At 63.8% G+C, this 21633-nt stretch carries 21 protein-coding genes; 15 read left to right on the top strand and 6 right to left on the bottom strand.

The window, feature by feature from the left end; translation table 11 throughout:
- Positions 1-4: 4 nt before the first annotated feature.
- The 3 genes from CBW66_RS04530 to CBW66_RS04520 all read right to left on the bottom strand — a co-directional run bounded on the left by CBW66_RS04530 (position 5) and on the right by CBW66_RS04520 (position 3940).
- Complete coding sequence (locus tag CBW66_RS04530; protein WP_086136794.1) at positions 5-1954, bottom strand: cytochrome c/FTR1 family iron permease; 1950 nt, start codon at positions 1952-1954, stop codon at positions 5-7.
- Positions 1955-2096: 142 nt separating this feature from the next.
- Entirely contained in the window at positions 2097-2801 is a 705-nt protein-coding gene (locus tag CBW66_RS04525) for a hypothetical protein (RefSeq protein ID WP_086136793.1), read from the bottom strand.
- Positions 2802-2902: 101 nt separating this feature from the next.
- Positions 2903-3940 carry a zinc-dependent alcohol dehydrogenase gene (locus tag CBW66_RS04520; protein WP_230492138.1) on the bottom strand — a complete coding sequence of 346 codons (1038 nt, stop codon included), beginning with the start codon at positions 3938-3940 and terminating at the stop codon, positions 2903-2905.
- Between the two features lie 222 nt (positions 3941-4162).
- Here CBW66_RS04520 and arsH point away from each other — a divergent pair, with 222 nt between their 5' ends.
- The 4 genes from arsH (at position 4163) to CBW66_RS04500 (ending at position 9667) form a co-directional block, all read left to right on the top strand.
- Positions 4163-4930: an arsenical resistance protein ArsH gene (gene arsH, locus CBW66_RS04515; protein WP_086136973.1), complete on the top strand. Its 768-nt coding sequence runs from the start codon at positions 4163-4165 to the stop codon at positions 4928-4930.
- 920 nt (positions 4931-5850) lie between these two features.
- Positions 5851-6180: a hypothetical protein gene (locus CBW66_RS29225; protein WP_139841558.1), complete on the top strand. Its 330-nt coding sequence runs from the start codon at positions 5851-5853 to the stop codon at positions 6178-6180.
- 351 nt (positions 6181-6531) lie between these two features.
- Entirely contained in the window at positions 6532-8046 is a 1515-nt protein-coding gene (locus CBW66_RS04505; RefSeq protein WP_086136791.1) for a M28 family metallopeptidase, read from the top strand.
- A 274-nt stretch (positions 8047-8320) separates the two neighbouring features.
- Positions 8321-9667: a chitinase gene (locus CBW66_RS04500; RefSeq protein ID WP_230492139.1), complete on the top strand. Its 1347-nt coding sequence runs from the start codon at positions 8321-8323 to the stop codon at positions 9665-9667.
- Between the two features lie 36 nt (positions 9668-9703).
- On the opposite strand, the gene CBW66_RS04495 is transcribed toward CBW66_RS04500, so the two are convergent.
- Positions 9704-10288 carry a TetR family transcriptional regulator gene (locus tag CBW66_RS04495; RefSeq protein ID WP_086136790.1) on the bottom strand — a complete coding sequence of 195 codons (585 nt, stop codon included), beginning with the start codon at positions 10286-10288 and terminating at the stop codon, positions 9704-9706.
- 92 nt (positions 10289-10380) lie between these two features.
- Between CBW66_RS04495 and CBW66_RS04490 the strand changes: the two genes are divergently transcribed.
- Together CBW66_RS04490 and CBW66_RS04485 are read left to right on the top strand one after the other, a co-directional pair.
- Positions 10381-10782: a nuclear transport factor 2 family protein gene (locus tag CBW66_RS04490; RefSeq protein WP_086136789.1), complete on the top strand. Its 402-nt coding sequence runs from the start codon at positions 10381-10383 to the stop codon at positions 10780-10782.
- A gap of 165 nt (positions 10783-10947) precedes the next feature.
- Complete coding sequence (locus CBW66_RS04485; protein ID WP_086136788.1) at positions 10948-11370, top strand: DUF2061 domain-containing protein; 423 nt, start codon at positions 10948-10950, stop codon at positions 11368-11370.
- Between the two features lie 9 nt (positions 11371-11379).
- Here the strand turns inward: CBW66_RS04485 and CBW66_RS04480 are convergent, their stop codons facing one another.
- Entirely contained in the window at positions 11380-12816 is a 1437-nt protein-coding gene (locus tag CBW66_RS04480) for an amidase (protein ID WP_086136787.1), read from the bottom strand.
- A gap of 101 nt (positions 12817-12917) precedes the next feature.
- On the opposite strand from CBW66_RS04480, the gene CBW66_RS04475 reads away from it, so the two are divergent.
- The 3 genes from CBW66_RS04475 to CBW66_RS04465 all read left to right on the top strand — a co-directional run bounded on the left by CBW66_RS04475 (position 12918) and on the right by CBW66_RS04465 (position 17390).
- Positions 12918-13841: a LysR family transcriptional regulator gene (locus CBW66_RS04475; RefSeq protein ID WP_086136786.1), complete on the top strand. Its 924-nt coding sequence runs from the start codon at positions 12918-12920 to the stop codon at positions 13839-13841.
- A 189-nt stretch (positions 13842-14030) separates the two neighbouring features.
- On the top strand, positions 14031-16028 hold the full coding sequence (locus CBW66_RS04470; RefSeq protein WP_230492146.1) for a c-type cytochrome: 1998 nt from the start codon (positions 14031-14033) through the stop codon (positions 16026-16028).
- Between the two features lie 81 nt (positions 16029-16109).
- Entirely contained in the window at positions 16110-17390 is a 1281-nt protein-coding gene (locus CBW66_RS04465) for an NRAMP family divalent metal transporter (RefSeq protein ID WP_086136784.1), read from the top strand.
- Positions 17391-17393: 3 nt separating this feature from the next.
- On the opposite strand, the gene CBW66_RS04460 is transcribed toward CBW66_RS04465, so the two are convergent.
- Positions 17394-18188 (bottom strand): SDR family oxidoreductase, encoded by a 795-nt coding sequence (locus tag CBW66_RS04460; RefSeq protein WP_086136783.1) that lies wholly within the window; start codon positions 18186-18188, stop codon positions 17394-17396.
- Positions 18189-18259: 71 nt separating this feature from the next.
- Between CBW66_RS04460 and CBW66_RS04455 the strand changes: the two genes are divergently transcribed.
- The 6 genes from CBW66_RS04455 to CBW66_RS04430 all read left to right on the top strand — a co-directional run bounded on the left by CBW66_RS04455 (position 18260) and on the right by CBW66_RS04430 (position 21606).
- Positions 18260-18652 (top strand): MerR family transcriptional regulator, encoded by a 393-nt coding sequence (locus CBW66_RS04455; protein WP_086136782.1) that lies wholly within the window; start codon positions 18260-18262, stop codon positions 18650-18652.
- Between the two features lie 3 nt (positions 18653-18655).
- Entirely contained in the window at positions 18656-19306 is a 651-nt protein-coding gene (locus CBW66_RS04450; RefSeq protein ID WP_086136781.1) for an SMI1/KNR4 family protein, read from the top strand.
- 100 nt (positions 19307-19406) lie between these two features.
- Positions 19407-19958, top strand: coding sequence for a DUF4142 domain-containing protein (locus CBW66_RS04445; protein ID WP_086136780.1), 552 nt, complete (start codon positions 19407-19409; stop codon positions 19956-19958).
- Between the two features lie 123 nt (positions 19959-20081).
- The gene (locus CBW66_RS04440; RefSeq protein ID WP_086136779.1) at positions 20082-20468 is read left to right on the top strand and encodes a hypothetical protein; all 387 of its coding nucleotides are present in this window, start codon (positions 20082-20084) and stop codon (positions 20466-20468) included.
- Between the two features lie 11 nt (positions 20469-20479).
- Entirely contained in the window at positions 20480-20905 is a 426-nt protein-coding gene (locus CBW66_RS04435; RefSeq protein ID WP_086136778.1) for a hypothetical protein, read from the top strand.
- 239 nt (positions 20906-21144) lie between these two features.
- On the top strand, positions 21145-21606 hold the full coding sequence (locus CBW66_RS04430) for a cache domain-containing protein (RefSeq protein WP_086136777.1): 462 nt from the start codon (positions 21145-21147) through the stop codon (positions 21604-21606).
- The last annotated feature ends 27 nt before the right edge of the window (positions 21607-21633 follow it).

Below are 21633 nucleotides of genomic sequence, written 5' to 3'. Positions count from 1 at the left end.
AGGATCAGGCCAGCTTGCGCCTGCCTGCTGAAACGCGGTTCCAGCCATAGCCGGCGGCGATGATGGCCAGGATGGCCGCTTGCGCCAGCAGGGTTTCCAGGGTCGGCAGGATGCCCAGCAGGTCGATGCGCATGAAGTCGACGGGGGTGACGCCTACCCAGCCCGCTTCCTGCAGCGCGGCCACGCCTTTGCCCATCAAAATCACGGCCAGCACGGCCACGAAGGCGGACGTCCACGAGAAGAACTTGCCGATCGGCATGCGCGCGCTGGTGCGCAGCAAGGCCCAGGCGATCACGACCAGCAGCACGATGGCCACCACGAAGCCGCCCAGCAGGGCGCCGCCGTTGCCGTCCGCCGCCAGGGCGGAATAGAACAGCACGGTTTCAAAGACTTCGCGGTAGACGGCGATGAAGGCCAGGGCGAACAGGCCCCAGGCCGAGCGCCGGCTCATCGCCGCCGTGAGTTTCTCGTGCAGGTATTCCTGCCAGCGTCCGGCGCTGCTCTTCTGGTGCATCCACAGGCCCACGCTGAGCAGGACCAGCGCCGCGAACACGGAACCGAGGCCTTCGCTCACTTCCCGGCTGGCGCCGCTGATCGTCACCAGGTACGTTGCCGCCACCCACGTCAGGCCGCCCGCCACCAGCGCGCTGGCCCAGCCCGCATGCACATAGGGCAGCACATCGTTGCGCTTGGCCTTGCGCAGGAAGGCGATGATGCCGATCACGATCAGCAGCGCCTCCACGCCTTCGCGCAGCAGAATCGTCAGCGCGCCGACAAAGGTCGTCATCGGATCGGCCTTGGCATCGCCCAGTTCCGCTTCCACATGGGTAAACAGTTGCTGCAGTTTTTCGCCCGCCGCCTCGGCCTCGGCCACCGTGCCCTTGGCAACGGCGGAACGGTAAGCGAGCATGGCGTTTTCCACGGCCAGCAGCAAGGACTTGTTGCGCGCGCCGACCATCGGCTCGATCGGCTCGAAACCATCGAGGTAGGCCGACAGGCCCAGGCGCGTGGCGGCCGCACGGTCGCCCGCGTGCATGGCGGCCAGGCTTTCGGCCAGGCGCAAACGCGACAGGGCCAGGCCGGCCGGCTTGTGCGCTTCGGCCTTGTCCGGGTGGCTGCGCAAGTACGCCGTCAAGGCCTGCGCCTCGTCGGCGCCCAGCTTGGCGGCCACGGCTTCCTGTGTCAGGGTCGTCACGGCGGCCAGGTCCGCGTACAGTTTTTTGCTGCGCGGATCGTCCTGCCACAGCTTTTCGCCGCGTGCGCTTGCCGCCGCGTCGTGCGACATGCCGCCGATATAGAAAGCCAGGTCCCAGCGCTCGTTCTCGGACAGCTGGCCGAAACTGGCCATCGAGGTACCGGCCACGCCTTGCGAAATGACCTGGTACAGCGCCATCAGGCTGCGCGACTGCGCCCGTTCGCCATCCGTGAAGGCGATCGGCTTCGGTTCCAGGCTGGCCGCCAGCGGACCGTCGCCGCCGCCGGCCACGCCGTGGCACGACGCGCACTGGGCCGCATACAGGGCCGCGCCGCGCGCCAGGTTGGGCAGCGTTTTCGGCGCCACCGGAATCGGATAGGCGGCGATCAGCAAGCCGTTCGCCTGGTGCGCCAGGTGCTTGACTTCCGCGCCGTCCGCCTTGGCGACGACGGCTTTGCGCAGGTCGGCGATGGCGGCGGCGATGGCCGCCTGTGACGCGTGGGCGGGCAGGGCGGCGATCTGCGTCGTCGCGTTGTCGGTAAAGTCGAGCATTTCCGCGTATTCCGCCTCGCTGACCACCTTGCCGTGCTCGACGGCGCCGCTGTAATCGACGGCAACATAATCAATCAGTTGCCACAACTGCTTGGCGCCGGCGCCTTGGTCGGCCGCTTGCGCCTGCGCGCCACCGGCCAACAACAGGCTGAGGCTGGCAGCCACGAGCGGATAGCAGACCAGCCATTTCTTGATAGAACTGAACATGATTCTCATTCTCATTTGTCGTTAACCCGGCGACTATAGGACAGACAGTGCGGGGTGTCAACGGCGCACGGGTTTTGTCCAGGACGATCTTGCCGATCCGGTGCCGTGCGGCGGGAGAGAATGGAAGAAAGAGAACTGCCGTTTACTGGCCCGGTGCGGCCTTCGCGTACAGGCCCCTGGCCAGGCCGTTGTCGGGATCGTCGACGCGCAGGCCGCCTTCGACGACGCGCAGGGCCAGCTTCTGGAATGCCTGGCCCCGCAGCCACTGGCGGTCGGTGACGGCGAACGCGGCAATGCGCTCCTGAGCGCGCGCGGGCGGCACGTTCAGCCATTGATAGTCGGCCTTCGAGCCCTGGCGGCGCAGGCCGGCGCGCACCCAGCGTTCCGAGGCCGGCATGCGGACGATGGCGTCGCCGTTCGCCACGCTCACGGCCGTGGCCGTCTTGCCGCTTTGCGCTTCGAATTTTACCTCCACGCCGGCCATCGGCCCCACTTGGGGGAAGCCGACGATGGCCACCCACAGGCCCGCTTCGGCAGGCTTCTGGATGCGCATTTCCGCTTCCTCGAACACGCGGAACTGCGGCTCCTTGCCGCCGTTGCCCGTCACTAGGGTCACCGTGTCGCCGGCAACGCGCCACTCGCCGCTGGCTTGCTCGTCGGTATTGCCGTAGCTGAGCATCCATTCGAAGGTGCCGTCCTTTTTCAGCAGCAGCTCGGAACCCGTTTCCATAACGCCTTGCAGGTAATAGTGGCCGGGCAGCGAAGAGGCGGCCGGCTCGGCCGCGCTGGCCGCAAGCGGCCAGGCGAGAGCGGCGCAGGCCAGCAGGCGGCAGAGGGATTTTTTCATCGCGGTGTCCTTGTTGTGTCTTTTATGAAATGACATCATAGCAACGGCAATTGCTTGCCGTCGCACCATAGGACACACCGGCCGCGCAGCGGGCGTCGCGCTCAGCGGCTGCTGAAGTCGAGCACCACGCGCGAGGCAACCTTGCCATGTTCCAGGCGGCTGAAGACTTCATTGATGGCCGACAGCGGCTGCAATTCGATGCCAGCCGTGACCTTGCCCGTGGCGGCAAACGCCAGCGCCTCGGCCATGTCCTGACGGGTGCCGACGAAAGAGCCGCGTATCGTCACGCAATTGGCGACGACGTCGAACAGCGGCGTCGGGAAGTCGCCCGGCGGCAAGCCCACCAGCACGCAGGTGCCGCGCTTGCGGGTCATCGCCACGCCTTGCTGGAAGGCATCGATCGACGGCGCCGTGATCAGTACGCCATGGGCGCCGCCGCCCGTCGCTTCGCGCAATGCCGCCACGGGGTCGCCCTGGTGCGCATTGACGGTCACTTCGGCACCGAGGGCGCGAGCATGCTCCAGCTTGCCTTCATCGATGTCGACGGCCGCCACGCGCAAGCCCATCGCGACCGCATATTCGATGGCCAGGTGGCCCAGTCCGCCGATGCCGGACACGGTCAGCCACTGGCCCGGCCGCGCGCCCGTTTCCTTGATGCCCTTGTAGCTCGTGACGCCGGCGCAGATGATGGGCGCCGCCTGCACGGCGGACAGGCCGGCCGGAATATGCGCGACGTAGCGCGGGTCGGCCAGGATGTATTCGGCGAAGCCGCCGTTCTTGGTGTAGCCGCCGAACTGCGCCTCGGCGCACACGGTTTCCCAGGCTGCCAGGCAATGTTCGCAATGACCGCAAGCGGAGTAGAGCCAGGGCACGCCGACCCGCTCGCCCAGCCGCACCTCGGTCACGCCCGCGCCCAGCTCCACCACCACGCCGATGCCTTCGTGGCCGGGAATGAATGGCGGCGTCGGCTTGACGGGCCAGTCGCCGCGTGCCGCATGCAGGTCCGTGTGGCAGACGCCGCACGCTTCCGTCTTGACGAGGATCTGGCCGGGGCCGGGTACCGGCACAGGTACGTCGCGCAGCACCAGCGGCTGGCCCAGTTGCTCGACAACGGCGGCTTTCATGGTTGTGGGTAGCATGTGATTCCTTATGAAGTTGGTGGGGCGTGGCGCAGGCGCAAGCGCGAAGCATGGTCTGCTCAACAAGAGCTTGCGCATGGTCATATTCTGCTGCACACGATACAAAAAATGATTGATGTACATCAACTTATACGGGGAGACGGGAATCCGTTCAGAGATAAAACAGGCTTACATTAATTCCATGATTCGACTATTATGGAATAATTGAAGAAGGAAATCACCATGAACGACTTGCCCAACATTAGCGCGGCGCACCTCGACACGCCGACCCTCGATAAACTGGCGCCACCGGCCGTGGCCACGCATCCGCCACGCATCCTCCTGCTGTATGGTTCGCTGCGCGAGCGCTCATTCAGCCGCTTGCTGACCCTGGAGGCGGAGCGGCTGCTGCGGCATTTCGGCGCCGAGACCCGGGTTTTCGACCCGCACGGCCTGCCCATGGTCGACAGCGTCAGCCCCGACCATCCGAAGGTACAGGAATTGCGCGCCTTGTCGCTGTGGTCGGAAGGCCAGGTCTGGTGCAGCCCGGAACGCCATGGCGCCGTGACGGGCGTGTTCAAGTCGCAGATCGACTGGCTGCCGCTGGAAATGGGCAGTGTGCGTCCCACGCAGGGGCGTACCCTGGCGGTGATGCAGGTATCGGGCGGCTCGCAATCGTTCAACGCCGTCAACGGCTTGCGCGTGCTGGGCCGCTGGATGCGCATGGTGACCATCCCGAACCAGTCGTCCGTCGCCAAGGCCTACCAGGAGTTCGACGACAACGACCGCATGAAGCCGTCGCCATACTACGACCGCCTGGTCGACGTCATGGAAGAATTGTATAAATTCACCCTGGTGGTGCGCGACCGCTCCGATTACCTGACCAGCCGCTACAGCGAGCGCAAGGAATCCATGCCGCTTGACGCGCGCGCCCATGCCGCGGCGGCCATGGCGCACGAGACGCCGGTCCGGCAAGCTGGCATTTTACCGTTGCGACAGGGCCGGCCGTGAAACTCTGTTTTGCGTTGACCGTCGCGACTTCCATACTGCTTACTGGCGCCAGGGCAACAGTGCCGCCGATGATGCCTGGAGCCGTTGGCGGCGGCAAGATTGATCGGGGCGCTGCTCCTGCTGAGTGGAGCGCGTTCAGTCCCTCAAATGAGGTTGGCGTGGCGAACCCTTGGAGGGGCCTCGCAAACAGAGTCGACGTCCCATACTCCGACGTTGTTGGCCAGAAAACTTGAAGCCATTTTGCCGTCGGGTGGAATCTGTCCGATGCGCGCAGCCGGCAAGGCCATGGCAATGCCATTTGACCGTCGGCCCGAGGTTAGCCAAGCGGCTCTTTTCAAGACGATCAGCCGCCTTAAATTATATGCGGCTGCTTTGAGCTGAAAGGCGAGGGCGGTGCGCACCATGCACACGCAGCGCACGGTATGACTTGATCCGGCATGTTTGCCAGGCGCACTGCCAACTTCTCTCATGTTGGGGTGGTGGACATCGAGAAAGAATGTGCTGAATATGTTGTTATCGGAGTGAGATAAGGTGCAGTAAGAGCTACCCTCAATGCGAGGTGGCACCGCATTTCCCAACCGCTAAATATCGACTGCGACAAGATGATCCGAAGCGCAACTATTTCCGACGCCGCCATGATTGCCGCGATTTATAACCATTACGTTGGTAGCACTACAATCACATTTGAAGAAGAAGCGGTCGATGTGGACGAAATGGCGAAGCCATTAGCTCCGTGGGCGCGCAACTGCCGTGGTTTGTCTTCGAACGGGATGGGCAGGTATTAGGCCGCCAGCTTTATGCGGCCCTAATCGACGAATTCGGGAGTACTCATAATGCTGTCGGCGTACTGAGGAACTGCAAGTAAGACTTTGATTCTGCACTCTTTTAGCAATTTGACATAATATAAATTATGCGAAGTTATGAATGAATTTGTCAAATCCCGGTTTTTACGTTTGGCCCAATCGCAAATGCGATTTCAGCCTTCTGCGTGCCGCCTGGACTTAGATGCACATGCCCTGGCTTGCGGCTGTCATTTTGTGCCTGGATGGGCTGGCCAGTTTGTCCGCACCACGCATGCCCGCTGGGCCTGGGTGGCGCGTGTTTCGCTGTGCGTTCCTTTGCCGCTGCGCGCCTGCCTGTTTGGCCTGCCGTTCCAGGCCGCCGGCTGGGTGCAGCCACGCCGCTGTCTGCGCGTCCGGATAACGCTGGATAACTATTGGCGTCGACCTGCAGCAGCTCGCCCGAAGTGAATGCTGTTGCAAATGCCGGATGGACCTTGGCCGCAGCGGCGATGTCCTTTTGCGGAAACCTTCGTGACGGCACTGCATCTGGCGGTCTAGGCTGGGGTGATCGCCGCGGGACAGTTTTACATGGGCACGCTGCGTCGCCGTGCCTAATGAAATGAGGCCTGGCGGCCGCTCGTGTAAGATTGCCAGCCCTATAATTCTTTCGCCAGATATACATTGCTTCTTTTATGGATTTTTATAAGAGATAACAATGAAATCAAGGTTCTGCGATAAATTATGCATGTAAAGTCTCAATATCTAACACTGACACGGCGGCGCGGCAGTTTTCTATCTTCCGGCCGATATTCGCGCTATGTGCTGCATCTGGTCTGCACGCTGGCCGCTGCGGCCGCCCTGTCCGCCTGTGCCAGCAAGCCTGGTCCGTGGCCTGCGCGCGCCTTGCCGCCGTCAGCCGCCGTCAAGGTCGATGCCACGCAATTTCTGCCCAAGAAGCAACTGGTGGACTGGCAAGTCGACTTGGACGAGCGCCGCCTGCGGGCCACGGGTTCGGCCCGGCATGAAGCGTATATCGACGCCCTGCATGAACGCCTGGCGCGCGCCGGTGTCAAACAGCTGCGCTTTGAACCCTTCAGCTTCCGGCAATGGTCGGTGCAGATGGACAACTGGTGCCTGCAAGTGATGGATGGCGACAGGCCTGGCGTGCTGCAGTCGGCTGGCTACATCCCGTATTCGGGCGTGACGCCGCCGTCCGGCATCACGGCGCGCGTCGCCTACCTGGCGCCAGGGGCCAGGCCTGATGCCAGCCTGGCGGGCAAGCTGGTGCTTGTCGACATGCCAGCCCTGGCGTGGACGGGCCAGGCTTTTCACCAGACGGCCGTGCACGTCCACGATCCGCACAAGGCCATGGAGCCGGACACGCCGTATGCGCGCCCATTCCAGCGGCTGGGCCCGCTCATCACCGTGCTCGATGGCTTGCAGGCCGCTGGCGCGGCGGGCGTGATCGTCATTCTCGATACGCCGACCGTCACGGCGGACGGCCTGTATGCGCCCAACGATGGCAAAGTGCGTCAGTTGCCCGGCGTGTTCGTCGACCGCGGCCTTGGCCAGCGCCTGCGCGAAAGCGTGCTGGCGGGCACGGCGCCTGTCTTGCGGCTGACCATGGCGGCCAGCGTGCGGCAGGTGCAGACGCACAACTTGGTCGGCATCATTCCTGGCAAGTCCGAAGAATTGATGGTACTGGCCAGTCACACGGATGGCACGAACGGGCTGGACGACAATGGGGCGAACGCCATCGTCGACATGGCCCAGTACCTGACGCGCCTGCCGCAGGACAGCCTGCCGCGCAGTGTCATGCTGCTGCTGACGAGCGGCCAACTGGCGGGCGACGTGGGCATGGGGGAGTTTTTCGACCGGCACCAGAACGATGGCTTGCTGCAACGCGTTGCGGCGATGCTCTCCATCGGGCACTTGGGCGCGCTGGAAGTGTTGCCAGGCAGCGACGGCTATTTGCGCCTGACGGGCAGGTTCGAGCCGGCCGCCGTGTTTGCCCCGCGCACGCCGGCGCTGATGGACGCTTCCTATGCCATGCTAAAGCAGGCCGATGTGGCGCCCGCGTTCGTCTTGCCATCGACAGAATCCGGCACGAAGTACGGCGCCTGGCCTGGCGAACTGCAGTATTTACGCGCTTCGCAGCGCATACCCACGGTCAGATACGTCGCGCAACCGCATTATCTGCTCAGCCATGGCATCGACACCGTGACCCAGCTGGACTACCGGCTGATGCAGCGCCAGACCGTGGCCTGGATGCAAATGCTGCTGGATCTGTCGCGCGTACCGCATGCCGATTTGCGCCAGGAAACCGCACCGTAGCCGCCGCAATACCTTGCTTGGCGTCCAGCTCCCTTCCCCGCCCTGCTCCCGCCTCCACGTCGGGCACCATACCAGCGCGCCAAAAAACAGCCACTGGTATGGCCCGCATCGGGCTTCCAGTGGGACAAGTCGGCAACTGGTCTTGTGATCTTGCGCAATGACCAAAACCAGTTGACTACCACTTGCAATGCTTGCACTCTGAAATGGCGGACGGCGCCCAGCCGCCCGACCACGATAAAAAACACACAAGGAGATGCAAGTGAAGCGCACAGCCATGAATACCCTCATCTTTACCCTTTTCGGCGGCACCTTAGCCGCCTGCGGCGGCGGCGAAGGATCCAGCGGCGGCGCAAGCCAGCTGCTGGCCGGCTCGGTGGAGGCGGTCGCCTGCTACACGCCGTGGGACAGCAGCACCGCCTATAACGGCGGCGGCAAGGCCAGCTATAACAACGTCAATTACACGGCCAATTGGTGGACGCAAGGCAATAACCCGTCGACCAGCAGCGGCGGCGCCGGCAGCGGCCAGCCATGGACGGCGGTGGGAGACTGCGGCACGCCGACTCCTACCCCAACGCCTACGCCAACACCCACCCCAACACCCACGCCAACGCCAACACCTACCCCGACGCCAACGCCCACTCCAACACCTACCCCGACGCCTACGCCCACTCCAACCGGCCTGGCGAAGCACGCGCTGATTGGCTACTGGCACAACTTCACCAACCCCAGCGGCGCCACCTATCCGATCAGCCAGGTCAGCGACGACTGGGATGTGATCGTAGTCTCCTTCGGCGACAATGCGGGCGGCGGCAATGTCAGCCTGACCATCGATCCGGGCGCGGGCACGGAAGCGCAATTCATCGCCGACGTGGCCGCCAAGCGGGCCAAGGGCAAGAAAGTCATCCTGTCGCTGGGCGGACAAAACGGCTCCGTTTCCGTCGGCAACACGGCCGAGGCGACCAACTTCACCAACAGTCTGTACGCCATCATCACCAAATATGGTTTCGACGGCATCGACCTGGACCTGGAAAACGGCGTGGCGCAAGGTGCGGCCATCCAGACGTATCTGCCGATCGCCGTGAAAAACCTGAAAGCCAAGGTCGGCAGCAGCTTTTACCTGTCGATGGCGCCGGAATGGGTGTACGTGGAAGGCGGCTACACGAGCTACGGCAGCATCTGGGGCGCCTACATTCCTATCATCAACGCCTTGCGCAGCGAGCTGACGGTGCTGCACCCGCAGTACTACAACAATGGCGATATCTACACGCCGTACGCCACGGGTCCCATCAAGGCCGGTTCGGCTGACCAGCTGGTGGCCACGGCGCGCATGCTGATCGAAGGTTTCAATTATGGCGGCAATACCTTCGCCGGCTTGCGCCCGGACCAGGTGGGCTTCGGCGTGCCGTCGGGCCGCAGCTCGGCCGGCTCCGGTTTCACGACGAATGGCGACGTCAGCAATGCCCTGAATTGCCTGACGCGCTTGCTCAACTGCGGCACCATCAAGCCGCTGCAGGCGTATCCGGACTTCCGCGGCGTGATGACGTGGTCGATCAACTGGGACCGCCACGACAACTATAACTTCTCCGTGCCAACGAAGAACGTGCTGAAGACCCTGCCGTAACAGCCTTGCCCGGACTGCGCATGCGGGCTTTGCCGCTCACATGCGCAGCAGCGCCGCGCCCAGCACGCGCATCTGCAGCGCAATCCCCTGGCGCAATGCCTCCCCTCCCCCTTGCGTGTGCTTGATGCCGTCCATGGCGGCCACCAGCAAGCCGGCCACTTGCGCGGCAGTCGCATCCACCCGCCGCAGCGCGATATCGCCCGCCGCTTCGGCCTGTTCCAGCGCGCCGGCCAGCGAGGCCACCAGCGTTGCTCGCGCCGTCAAGGTAATGCCGGCGGCCAGGGTCATGTTGGCGTCGAACAACTCCTGTCCGTGGGCGCTGGCAGAAATTTCCGCCATCAAGCCTTGCTGGAATGCCAGCAGCGCCGTTTCGATGCGCGCAAGAACGGGGCCGGGCTCGGCCAGCGCCACCGCCACGCGGGCCATCACGCTCGCATGGGCCCGTTCCGAGCCGGCGCGGAACACGTCTTCCTTGTTCTTGAAGTGCAAGTACAGCGCCGCGCGCGACATGCCGGCCGCCTGCGCGATATCGAGCATGGAGGTCTTGCGGTAGCCGTAGCGGCAAAACACGGCCAGCGCCGCATCGAGGATCTGCTGGCTTTTAGGGGGATCGGTCGTCATGTGGACATGTTGACACTATGGCCATATAGTGTCAACATGACTTTTGGACAAAAACCGTCAAAGTGTCAACCACCTACCCGAACAGGACTGCCATGCACGATTTCAATGCCGCACCGACTGAAGAACAACAGATGGACCTGCTGCGCCACACGGAACGCTGCCGGTTGCGCGCCCTCGTGGCCGCCGATACGGAAGCGGCGCGCGCCCTGCACGCCGATGACTTCCAGCTGATCACACCCATCGGCAGCATGCTGTCGCGGGAACACTACCTGGGCGCCATCGCCTCAGGCCACATGCGCTATCTGAGCTGGGAACCGGAAGCAATCAGCGTGCGCCTGTACGGCACGGCCGCCGTCCTGCGTTACCAGGCGCAACTGGAAATCGTCTTTGGCGGACACGCCGTGCCGCGCGCCCGCTACTGGCATATGGATAGCTACGAATGGCGCGATGGGCACTGGCAAGCAATGTGGTCGCAGGCGACGGCGATACGCTGAGGACTGCTGGCTGCAGCGGGAAATGTCCGCAGCAGGGGCAATTGATGTTTATCAACCCATAGCCTCAATCTATGGGTTCGTTTGAAATATTTTACTTTCTTTTGTAAATGAGAATCGTTACTATCTAAATCAAGGATAAGCGAATTCAACAGAAAGGAGCGTCCCTTGTTCACAGCCATCAAAACATTCAGCCAGGTGTGCACGCATATGTCGATCGCCTTCGGCCTCGCCTATTTGCTGACGGGTTCGCTGGCACTCGGTGGCCTGGCCGCAATCATCGAACCGGTCATCAACGTGGCCCTGCTGCCGTGGCATGAAAAAGCCTGGCACGCGATCCGCCGCCGCCACGCGGCCAGCCGACTGGGCCTGGCCGCCCTGGCCGGGGAAAAGCTGAGCCAGACCTGCCTGCACATGGGTGTTGCCTTCGGCGTCATGTACTGGGCCACGGGTTCCATGGCCTTCGGCGGCCTACTGGCCGTGGTCGAGCCGATCTGCAACGTGATCGTGCTGCCCTTCCACGACCGGCTGTGGGAAAAAGCCCGCTTTCGCCTGGACGGCCGTGGCGCGGCCCGCCTCGCCGCCCTGTAAACGTCGCTCTTAATTACCTGCCCACACGGATGGACGGCGCTGGCCCCACGGCGCCGCCCGCTCCAGCTGCCCCGCCAGGCGCAGCAAGGTTCCATCTTTTCCATACCCGGCCATGAACTGCATGCCGATCGGCAAGCCATCATTGGACATGCCCAGCGGCACGGACATGGCCGGCAAGCCCGCCACGTTGGCCAGTGGCGTGTATGGCGAATGCTCGAACAGGCGCGCCGTCCAGCCCACACCGTCCAGTTTTTCCTCGTTCGCTCCATAGCGCCCCAGCGGCCACGGCACATCCGGCATGGTGGGCGTGAGCAACACGTCATACTGGCCGAACAAGGCGCCGGCCTGGCGCGTGACCGTGTTGCGCACGTCGAGCGCGGCGACAATATCGACGGCCGACACCGTCTGCCCGTACTGGTAGCAGGCCAAGGTGGCCGGCTCCAGCGTATCGAGCGACACGGCGCGCCCGCTTTCCTGCGCCAGCGCATCTATCCACGGCACCAGGTTGGCGCACCAGATGCCGGCGTTGGCGTGCACGAAGGCTGGCCACGACACGCCCAGCGCAGGCGACACTTCTTCCACATGATGGCCCAGGCTTTCCAGCAGGCGCACCGTGGCATTCAGCGCGGCATCGACGGCAGGCACGGGCCGGGCGCCATTGCTGGCGATCCGCTGCACGGCGATGCGCAGCTTGCCCGGCGCCACGTCCACCTGCGACAGCCAGCTGAAGTTGTGCGCGCTCGTCACGTACGGTTCGCCCGCCATGATTCCCTGCACGCAATCGAGCAAGGCGGCGCTGTCGCGCACGCTGCGGCTCACGCCCAGTTGCACGCCCAGGCCGCTGAAGATTTCGTCCATGGCGGGGCCGTTCGACACCCTGCCCCGGCTTGGCTTGAAGCCGAACAGGCCCGTCGAGGCGGCCGGCACGCGGATGGAACCGGCCGCGTCCGTCGCATGGGCCAGCGGCACGATGCCGGCCGCCACGGCCGCCGCCGCGCCGCCGCTGGAGCCGCCTGCGCTCAGAGTGGCGTTCCAGGGATTGCGCGTGGCCCCATATAAAACGGGTTCGGTGGTGGTGGCAAAGGCCATTTCCGGCGTGCTGGTGCGGCCGAACGTCGCCAGGCCCGCAGCGCGGAACTGCGTCATCAGGTGAGAGTCAGACGCGGCGACATGGCTAGCGCCCAGGCGGCTGCCCGCTTCGCTGCGCTGGCCCGCCATGGTGACGGCGATATCCTTGATCAGGAAGGGCACGCCGGCGAACGGCACCGCGTCGTTCACCTGCGATACATCGGCCGGCCACAGCTCGACCACGGCGTTGATCTGCGGATTGACGGCGGCGCAGGCGCGCACGGCCGCGTCGTGCAATTCGGCGGCGCAAACGTGGCCATCGCGCAGCAGCTGGGCCAGCCCTAAACCATCAAAGCTTGTATATTCATGGAGTTGCATCAGTTAGCTCCTGTAAAAGATGAAGTGTGGAAATCACAGGAACTACTGTAGGGCTTGCGCTATCATAGTGGAAATGAATAGTTGATATACAAGGTATAGTCATGAGCAATTTGCATAAGATGGATTTGAACCTGCTGCTGACCCTGAACGCCTTATTGATTGAACGCAACGTCACGCGGGCGGCGGCGCGGCTGCACCTGAGCCAGCCTTCCGTCAGCGTACAACTGGGCAAGCTGCGCGCGGCCTTCGACGATCCGCTGCTCTTGCCCGGTCCGCGCGGCATGCTGCCCACGGCGCGCGCGCTGGCCCTGCTGGCGCCCTTGCAAGCCGTGCTGGCCCAGCTGGAGCAAGTCTTGCAGCCCGAAGCGGCCTTCGATCCGGCCACGGCTGAAGTGCGCTGGAACCTGGCGGCGGCCGACGCCGCCGAATATGCGATCCTGCTGCCCATGCTGCCGTCCTTCCGCGCGCAGGCGCCGTTGTCGCGCATGGCCGTGTTCGAAGCGGTGCCCGCGCGCATGGCGCACGACCTGGAAACGGGCCAGGTCGACCTGGGTTTCCTGGCGCAGGAAGAAGCGCCGACTGGCTTGCGCCACCGCACCTTGTTTACCGAACACTATGTGCTGGCGGGACGGATCGGCCACCCGCTGCTGCAATCGCCGCCCGATCTCGACCAGTTCTGCGCGCTGGAATTCATCGTCGTCTCGCCCAACGGCGGCGGTTTCCGCAGCAACGTCGATACGGCACTGGAAAATCTGGGGTGCACGCGCAAGGTGGTGCTGTCCGTGCCGCATTTCCTGATCGTGCCACCCTTGCTGACAGAGTCCGACATGGTGGCCCTGCTGCCGTCGCGCCTGCTGAAGAATGCGCTGGGCGCGCTGCGCACGTGGGAGCCGCCCGTGACCCTGCCCGATTACGAAATGGCCATGGTCTGGCACGAACGCATGCATCTGGACCCGGCGCACCGCTGGCTGCGCGAGCGCATCCTGGCCAGCTTGCAGGCGCCCCTACACGATATTCCGGTGTAAAACACTAGGGAAAATTACCTAGTTGCTCGAAAGAAATTCCCAATGTTCGCCGCGGTGACGAATGCGTAAGCTTGCGCGTAATAATAAAGGGTCACCATGAACGCCATTTCCATCCTGCACCGCGGTTCGCGCCGCCCTCCCGCTTTTTCCTTTTCGATCACTGCCTGGCTGGCGGCAATTCTGCTGGGCATGCTGGTCTTCAGTGCCAGTGCCACGGCCGCCAACACGCCCACGGCCTCGGCCGAGCTCATCAAGCGCGGCGAATACGTGGCCCGCCTCGGCGACTGCGTGGCTTGCCACACGAGCCCGAACGGCGCCGCCATGGCCGGCGGCCTGGAGCTCAAAACGCCGTTCGGCACCATCTACAGCACGAATATCACGCCGGACGCCAAGACGGGCCTGGGCACGTATACCTTCGCGCAATTTGACCGCGCCATGCGCAAGGGCGTGGCGGCCGACGGCCACAACCTGTATCCGGCCATGCCCTACCCTTCCTACGCGAAGATCACGCCCGGCGACATGCAGGCGCTGTACGCCTACCTGCAGCGCGGCGTGGCGCCCGTGGCGCAGAAAAACCGCGAAACGGACATGAAATGGCCGTTCAGCATGCGCTGGGGCTTGTCGCTGTGGAACGCCGTCTTCCTTGACGACGCCCCGTTCAAGCCCGACAGCGCGAAGTCGGCCCAGTGGAACCGGGGCAGCTACCTGGCGCAAGGGCTCGGCCATTGCGGCTCCTGCCATACGCCGCGCGGCGTGGCTTTCCAGGAAAAAACCATGGGCCAGGATGGCGGCAGCGGCAAGCTCTACCTGTCCGGTTTTACCTTCGACGGCTGGCATGCGGTGAACCTGCGCAATCTGTGGACGCCGGGCGACATCGTGCAATTGCTGAAAACCGGCCGCAACAGCCATGGCACGGCGGCAGGCAGCATGACGGAAGTCATCACGCACAGCACGCAGTACTTCACCGATGCCGACCTCGACGCGCTGGCGCACTACCTGCACGGCTTGCCGGCCAAGGACGGGGCGGCCGCGCCGCCGAAGAAAACGGCGCCCCTCGTGGCAACCAGCAACGATGCCCTGTACAACACGCGGGGCGGCCTGGGCTACCTGCAGTTTTGCGCCACCTGCCACCGCCGCGACGGCCGTGGCGTGGACAACATCTTCCCGCCGCTGGCGCAGAACGACTCGGTGCAGTCGAAAGAGGCCACCACCGTCATCCATATCGCGCTGACGGGCTGGCAGTCGGCCGTCACGCAGCACTCGCCGCGCTCCTTCGGCATGCCCGCGTATGACCGCCTGTCGGACACGGAACTGGCGGAAATCCTCACCTTCGTGCGCGGCAAGTGGGGCAATCAAGGCGCACCGGTGACACCCGCGCAGATCGCCACAGTGCGCAAGGAACTCAAGCTCAAGGCGCCGGACGCGGGCGGCTTCGTCACGCCCCGCTTCGCCGCCCTGACGGCCGACCCGAATGCCAATCAATTGATCCATGGCATGCAGCTGATGACGGAAACGCGCGCCCGCCTGCCGCAAAACGTGGGCAACGACCTCAATTGCAGCAGTTGCCACCTGAATGGCGGCACGGTGGCAGGCGGTTCGCCCTTCCTCGGCATTTCCGCCTTCTTCCCGTCCGAAGCGCCGCGCGCCGGCAAGGTCATCAGCCTGGGAGAGCGCATCAACGGCTGCTTCCGCCGCTCCATGCACGGCAAGCCGCTACCCGTGGATGGCCCCGACCTGCAGGCGATGGTCGCCTACATCGACTGGATGAAGGGCGCCACGCAGGCGGGCGACAAGGTGGGGGGACGGGGCGTGGCGAAGATCGACCGCAAGCTGCTGCCCGATCCCTTGCATGGCAAAAAAGTGTATGCCGAGCAATGCGCCGTTTGCCATGGCGCGAATGGCGAAGGCATCAAGGGCGCCAACGGCGTCGTGGCCTTCCCGCCGCTGTGGGGTGACCGTTCCTTCAACATTGGCGCCGGCATGGCCCGCACCTATACGGCGGCCGGCTTCGTCAAGGCCAATATGGTGATGGGCCACGGCCAGAAATTCCCGCTGGGACAAGGCAACCTGTCCGACCAGGACGCCGTCGACGTGGCCGAATATTTTACGCACATGCCGCGTCCGGACTTCCCCGACAAGGTCAAGGATTGGCCCAAGGGCGGCAAGCCCAACGATGCGCGCTACTGAGACGCGTGTTTCCCGGGCGGCGCCCTGTTGCATGCCGCCCGCCTGTGATACGCTGCTCGCTCCATCACGCAGGAGCGACGCATGCAGACCGAGAGTGGCCGGGCCGACCCATCAGACACCTGGCTGGGCAAGCTGGGCCCCGGCCTGATCACGGGCGCGGCCGATGACGACCCCAGCGGCATCGCCACGTATTCGCAGGCGGGCGCGCAGTTCGGTTTCGGCATGCTGTGGACCGTGTGCCTGACGTTTCCTTTGATGTTGGGCATCCAGGTCATCAGCGCCAAGATCGGCCGGGTCAGCGGCCATGGGCTGGCGACGAATATCCGCCGCCACTATCCCCGCTCCCTGCTGTACGCCATCGTCGGCTTGCTACTGCTGGCCAATGTCATCAATATCGCCGCCGACGTGGCCGCCATGGGCGACGCCCTGACCCTGATCATCGGCGGCCCCACCCACCTGTACGCCGTCGGTTTCGGCCTGCTGTCGCTGCTGCTGCAAGTCTTTATTCCCTATCAACAATACGTGCGCATCCTGAAATGGCTGACCCTGGGCTTGCTGGCCTATGTGGCCACCGTGCTGACCGTGCATATTCCGTGGGGCGAAGTGGCGCTGCGCACCGTCTGGCCCCGGTTCACCTGGTCGGCCGCCTCGGTGACCATGATCGTGGCCGTGTTTGGCACCACGATCAGTCCTTACCTGTTTTTCTGGCAAGCATCGCAGGAAGTGGAAGACTTGCAGGCGGACGCGGGCGCCCAAGCCTTGCGCCGCGCGCCGGAACAGGCACCGCGCCAGTTTCAGCGCATCAAGATGGACACGGCCATCGGCATGGGCTTTTCCAACCTGGTGGCCTTTTTCATCATGTTGACGACGGCCGTGACCCTGGGCGCGCAAGGCGTCACGCATATCGACACCTCCGCCCAGGCCGCCTCCGCCCTGCGCCCCATCGCCGGCGAGTTCGCCTTCGCCCTGTTCAGTCTGGGCATCATCGGCACGGGCTTGCTGGCCATTCCCGTGCTGGCCGGCTCGGCCGCCTACGCCATGGCGGGCGCCTTTCACTGGAAAAACAGCCTGGAACTGGCGCCCGGCGCCGCCAAGAAGTTCTACGCCATCATCGTCACGGCCACCGTGATCGGCGCGGCCCTGTGCTTCACGCCGCTTGACCCCATCAAGGCCCTGTACTGGAGCGCCGTCATCAATGGCGTCATTTCCGTGCCCATCATGGCCCTGATGATGGTGATGGCGTCGCGCCCCGCCATTATGGGCACGCTCACCATTTCGCGCCGCCTGCGGGCGCTGGGCTGGTTGTCGACCATCGTCATGGCGACGGCCGTGCTGGCCATGTTCGCCACCATGGCATTCTGATGCCTAGGCCGTCTTTGGCTTGAGCATGCCCTCGACGATGCCCAGCACGGTCTGGCGCGGCAGCAAGCGCGGCAGCCAGGCCAGCAGGCGGTTGGGCCTGCCCGCCACGTGGCTGCTGCGGCCCCGGTCCAGCGCGCGCAGCGCTTCATCGACGACGGCTTGCGGGTCCATGCGCTTGCCCACGGCCGCCTCGGGCGCGGCCACCACGTCGAAGAAAGCCGTTTCCGTGGCGCCCGGGCACAAGCCCAGCACGCGCACGCCGCGGCTGCGGTTTTCCGCCCACAGCGCTTCCGAGAACGACAGCACGAATGCCTTGCTGGCGCCGTAAACCGCCATGTAGGGATCGGGTTGCAGGGCCGCCGTGGACGCCACGTTGATGATGGCGCCCCGCCCTTGCGCCAGCATGTGCGGCAAGGCGCAGTGCGTCAGTTCCATCAGGGCCGTGCAATTGACGGTGACTTCAGCCGCCTGGCGCGCCAGATCGATGCTTTCGAAGCGGCCGTGCGTGGCGAAACCCGCGTTATTGATCAGTACGTCGGGCGGCATGCCCAGCGCGCACGCCTGTGCATGGGCATTCTTGGCGGCGCCGGGCAAGCTCAGGTCGGCCACCAGCGCATGGGCTTGGATGCCGTGGCGCTGGGAAAGTTCCTTGGCCAGGCTGTCGAGCACGGCGCCGGAACGGGCCAGCAACAGCAAATGGGCGCCGCGCGCAGCCAAAGTTTCCGCAAAGACGCGGCCGATGCCGGACGAGGCGCCCGTGATCAGCACGGTCTGGTTGGTGTAGTTGAAGGCGGTCATGGCAAAAGTGTCGTAGTTGAAAGTGTTTCTACTGTAAACTGCGGTCTTTAGTCCACGGTCAAGGGGAATCGATGCGTATCGGAGAAATCACCCGCCTGACGGGCGTCAGCAAGGACACGGTGCGCTTTTACGAGCGCCAGGGCTTGCTGGACGAAGCGCCGCAGCCGGGTTTGACGAATAACTACAAGGAATATTCGGCGCAGGCATTGCGGCGCATCGAGCTGATCGGCCATGCCAAGGCGCTGGGCTTTACCTTGAAGGAAATCGCCGAGGTCATTGCCGTCTGGCAGGAAAATGCGCTCGATGCGCAAACCAAGCGGGCCATGCTGGAAGCGAAAATCGCCCAGATCGACGACAAGGCCCGCTCGATGGCCGTGCTGCGGGCCGGACTCGTCGATGCGCTGGCGAAGGTGGAGACGGGCTGCGAGGATGGTGTCGCGGTCGCAAGAAAATTACAAGGATAATCAATGACTTATTACATGCAGTACCGTCACCTGGCGCTCGAGGGCGCCAAGCCCGCCCCCACGGCGCAGCAGGTCGCCGCCATCGAAGCCTTGCTGGAAGCCCCGCTGCCGCCGGCTTTCCTGGCGTTCTTGCGAGTCGCCAATGGCGCCTATTGCGACTACACCTGCGATGTGCCGGACGGCAATGGCGGCGTGGAAAAAATGGGTTTCAATACCTTCTTCAGCGCCGACGAAGGCGATTTCTGCGATGAAACCCTGGTCGGCGAGATCCGCGCCGCGCGCAAGCACACGGACATGCCGGTGCGCATCCTGCCGTTCGCCCGCGATGGCGGCAATTCCATGGTTTATCTGGATCTGACGGAGGAAGGCGGCGGCCGCGTGCTGGCCTATGTACAGCAGTTGCCGGACTGGACGGGAAAGCGCGCCCACGGCCTGATGGAACTGGCGCCCTCGTTCGATGCCTGGCTGGACAGCCTGTACATCGACCGCGACACGGTGCTCGATGAACTAGAACACAGCGTTTCGGAGCCAGCGCACCTGGACGCGATGGCGCAGTGGCTCGATATCGGCATGCCGACCTGGCGCCGCGATGCCGGCATCGCCGCCTTGTTTGCTATTAAACAAGTCGAATTGTGCGCTAACGAACAGGACTAGTCCTACTGGAACTCTGGCGCGTGTCCTATGGGTGTGCGCAGGCTGCGGGCTTAACATTGCCATCAGCTTGCATAAAAAACCATACCCGAAAGGAGTTTCCATGCCTATCCCGACCACCAGTTCCCGTGCCCCGTCCTTCAAAAGCGTGGCCATCGGCGCCGCTGTTGCCATCTTGAGCGGCATCGCCATCAACAGCATCGCCGCTGCCGCGCCGGGCGCGTACGACAAGCAATTCCTCACCAAGGCCGCCGACGCGGGCAGCACGGAAATTGCCGCCAGCAAAGTGGCGCAAAGCAAGAGCAGCAATGCGGAAGTGAAGAAATTCGCCGATGCCATGGTCACCGATCACACGAAAGTGGCGGACGAGCTGAAACAGCTGGCCAGCAGCAAGCAGATCGAGGTCAGCGACCAGCCCGGCGCCAAACACAAGGCGCAAATCGATAAGCTGAGCCGCCTGGAAGGCGCGCAGTTCGACAAGGAATATGCGGCCACGATCGGCGTGGCGGCGCACAAGGATGCCGTGAAACTGTTTACGGATGCCAGCCAGAAGGCGAGCGATCCCGACATCAAGGCCTTTGCCGCGAAGACCTTGCCGGCGCTGCAACATCATCTGGACATGGCCAATACCCTGCACACGGCGGTGGGGAAATAGCCAGGTGAATAGCCAAGTTACCGGCAATTAGCGGGGATATGCCTGCTGTACGTGCCGTACGGCAAGCATATCTGCTCTTGACATACAATGCGGCAACTTCGTTCTCGGCCATGCCATGACCTCATGCAGCTACTCAAGAAAACCGGCCTGATCGCCGCCGCCTTCCTGCTCATCCTCCTGCTGGCAGGCTGGCTCTTCATCAAAGTCAGCGCGGCGCGCAATGCCACCGTGTATGCACAGCAGTGGAACGCCCAGGGCACGTGCGTGATCAAGACCTATGTGCCGCACTACGGCAATGGCGTGCCGCAGAACATCGTGCGCGCGCTGAGCACGTCCACCTTCTTCCGTGTGTACCATAAGGATGGCACCTTGTTGGAAAGCACGGAATGGGTGCTCGACATGCATGAAGACGGCATCCTCGACCATGCGCGCTGGGGCCAGAACCAGAGCCGCGCCATCTACCCGACTGACCTGGGCGACGAAGGCTGGACCTTGCCCGAATGCGCTTGAACAGGAAAACCATGCAAAAAGGATTGCGCGGTCCCTGGAGCGACGCCCTCTACATTCCCACCTTGCACCATTTCCTCGGCCCCTTCGATGTGTATGACCGTGAAGAAACCCTGGGCGTGGAACTCGACACCTGGGACATGAACGACCCGGTCCAGCGCGCTGCCCTGATACGGCGCGACATCACCTCGCAATACAAGGAACTCAGCTACCGCCACCGCCATGCGCTGGTGGCCGTGCTGGCGCAGGCGCTGCAAGACCCCGCCTACGATTTCCAGGCTATCCTCGAACATGACCCGGAAAGCACGAACGCCCTGCCCGCCTTGTGGGATGAGATGGCCGACCCGCGCGCCTTCTTCGCCGATATCTACCGCCTGGTACAGCAGGACTGGCGCGACGACCTGGCCAGGGCGGGGGCGGAAGACCCGGCCGACTGGTAGCGCGGCGCACCTGCCACACTATCGCCATGATAGCCCGCCGCCTGCTTTCCTCTCTGTAAACACGCTTGCGCCCCCGTGCACGCGGCGTTGCAAAAACGCCCGTCCCAAAAAAAATCTGTTGCACCAGCGCATGCCCGCTGGCATCGCGCTACCATGCACCGACGGCACTGCGCTAGGCGCTGCCGCACCGCGCCGGTTCCCCGCCGGCTTCCCCTTGCCACAATGTGAAGGAGATTCTCATGCTCAAGTTCGCCCCCGCCATTTGCCTGTCTCTCATCGTTGCCTCCCTGCCCTTGGCGGCCAGTGCCGCCGAAGGCGGCGCCACGCGCGCCGACGCGGAAGCCATGGTGAAGAAAGGCGTGTCCTACATCAAGAGCGCCGGCGACGCCAAGGCGTATGGCGAGATCACGGCCAAGTCGCCGCAATTCATCCTGCACGACCTGTACCTGGTCGTGTACAAGCTCGACGGCACAGTGGTCGCGCATGGCGCCAATCCGAAAATGGTCGGCAAGAACTTGATCGAGCTGAAGGATATCGATGGCAAGGCTTTCGTCAAGGAGCGCGTCGACCTGGCCAAGAGCAAAGGCACGTTCTGGCAGGAATACAAATTCACGAATCCGGAAACCAAGAAGATCGAGCCGAAGGTGATGTATTGCGAGAAACTCGCCGAGACCGTCGTCTGCGGCGGCATCTACCTGTAGCCTGCCGCCGCGCCGCCAGCGCCGGGA

It is taken from the genome of Janthinobacterium sp. GW456P, from assembly GCF_002127655.1.
Lineage (GTDB): Bacteria > Pseudomonadota > Gammaproteobacteria > Burkholderiales > Burkholderiaceae_D > Janthinobacterium.
This window is presented reverse-complemented; position numbering and strand designations above follow the sequence as displayed.